Genomic DNA, 1,564 nt, shown 5'->3' on the forward strand with positions numbered 1-1,564 from the left:
ATCCTCACCCTCGCCCGCGACACCACCGACACCCCCGGGCGACGCGTCGAGCTCATCACCCGCCTGTCCGCCATCCTCTGGCAGATCGACCCCGCCCGCTCCGAACACCACCTCGCCGAAGCCGTCACCCTCACCCACCACACCCCGATGACCCCCGCCCAGCTCAAACCACTGCTCCACCTCCTCCACGCCCAGGGCCGCATCCCCGAAGCCGCCCACATCCGCACCCTGCTCCTGGACACCACCCCCCAGGAACCCCCCACCGACGACCTACGACTGCCCGGCTACACCCTCGACGACGCCCACCTGCCCGACATCGAACGCTTCCTCCAGGCCACCCGCCTCACCGGCCCCACCCTCACCTCCATCATCCAGGCCATCACCTCCCTCATCCTCTCCGCCGAACCCCAACGCGGCGTCACCTGGTGCCAGACCTTCCTCGAACAGGCCCTGCGCTCCCACTCCCCCGGCTGGCACTCCCTCTTCCACGCCCTCCTCGCCCAGGCCCTCCTACGCCGCGGCGACCTCGAAGGCGCCGAACACCACGCCCTCGCCGCACTCGACACCCTGCCCGACCGCACCTGCGACTACGCCTACGCCCCCCTCGCCACCCTGCTCCGCGCCCGCACCGACATGGGCCGCTACGCCGACGCCGCCGCCATCGTCCACGGCCAGAACGCCGAACACACCAGCCGCACCATCCACGAACTCGGCTACCTACGAGCCCGCGCCCGCTACTACGCCGCCACCCGACAGTTCCGCTCCGCCCTGGACGACCTCTACGAGATCGGACGGCTGATGAAGAGCTGGGACATGGACCACCCCCTGGTCCTGCCCTGGCGCACCGAAGCCGCCGAAGTCCTCCTCAAAGTCGGCCACCACCAACAGGCCGACCGCCTCGTCCTGGAACAACTCGCCATGGCCGAAGCCCGACACCCCTGGATCCGCGGCACCTCCCTACGCCTGCGCGCCATGATGAGCGACCTGCGCAAACGCCCCGCCCTCCTGCACCGCGCCGTCGCCGAACTCGACAGCTCCGGCGACCGCGTACAGACCGCCCACGCCAAAACCGAACTCAGCGAGGCACTCCTGGCCCTGGGCGACCCCCTGGCCGCCGTCACCGGCCGCGAAGCACTCGCCCTCGCCGCCCAGTGCCGCGCCGGCGCCCTCCACAAACGCATCCAGTCCGGCGTCCTCGCCGCCACCGAACCCCGCCCACCCGCCGAACCCGCCTACGACCCCAAAACCCCCGAACCGAACGCCACACTCAGCGAATCCGAACGCCGCGTCGCCTCACTCGCCGCACTCAAATACAGCAACCGCGAGATCTCCGAAGCCCTGCACATCACCGTCAGCACCGTCGAACAACACCTCACCCGCGTCTACCGCAAACTCAAGATCACCCGCCGCGACGCCCTCCCCGCCAGCCTCGAACTCTGGGCCCTGGACAGCGCCGAAGCCATCTGACAACGCCCCGGACCCCACCCCCCAGGCCCGAGGCGCCACACCATCAGACCTTCGCCCGATGCACGACCTGCACCTCGGTGAAGCTCTCCAACCCCCA

At 70.1% G+C, this 1,564-nt stretch carries 1 protein-coding gene; it reads left to right on the plus strand.

Annotated elements, in window-relative coordinates; all coding sequences use genetic code 11:
- Positions 1-1,467, plus strand: a 1,467-nt coding sequence (locus tag AB0J08_RS41595; protein ID WP_360645411.1) for a LuxR C-terminal-related transcriptional regulator, incomplete at its 5' end; no start/stop codon positions are given.
- Positions 1,468-1,564: the final 97 nt, after the last annotated feature.

The organism is Kitasatospora sp. NPDC050463 (genome assembly GCF_040655255.1).
Classification (GTDB): Bacteria; Actinomycetota; Actinomycetes; order Streptomycetales; family Streptomycetaceae; genus Kitasatospora.